The organism is Variovorax sp. VRV01, assembly GCF_014852545.1.
GTDB classification, from domain to species: Bacteria; Pseudomonadota; Gammaproteobacteria; order Burkholderiales; family Burkholderiaceae_C; genus Variovorax; species Variovorax beijingensis_A.
This window is the reverse complement of the sequence record NZ_JACVBS010000093.1, coordinates 1-255: the sequence shown is the minus strand read 5'-3', so window position 1 is coordinate 255 and position 255 is coordinate 1. Positions and strand designations below refer to the sequence as shown.

Here is a 255-nt window from a genome sequence, read left to right as displayed (position 1 = left end):
ACGAGGTCACCAACGAGGGCAACGACCGCGCGCAGCTCAGCAACATGGCCAAGGCAGCACGCGAGGCGATGGGCAAGACCAGGCTGCAGGCGCTCGCCGACCGCGGCTACTTTAATGGCATGGAGCTAAAGACCTGCGAGGAGGTGGGCATCACGACCTACGTGCCCAAGCCGATGACCTCGAACGCCAAGGCCGAGGGTCGCTTCGACAAGAGCGACTTCATCTACGTCGCGAAGGCCGACGAATATCAGTGCC

The 255-nt window shown here is 62.7% G+C and carries 1 pseudogene; it reads left to right on the top strand.

The features are described 5' to 3' along the window. Nucleotides 1-255, top strand: a pseudogene (locus IB278_RS33715) (IS5/IS1182 family transposase); the annotation flags it as partial.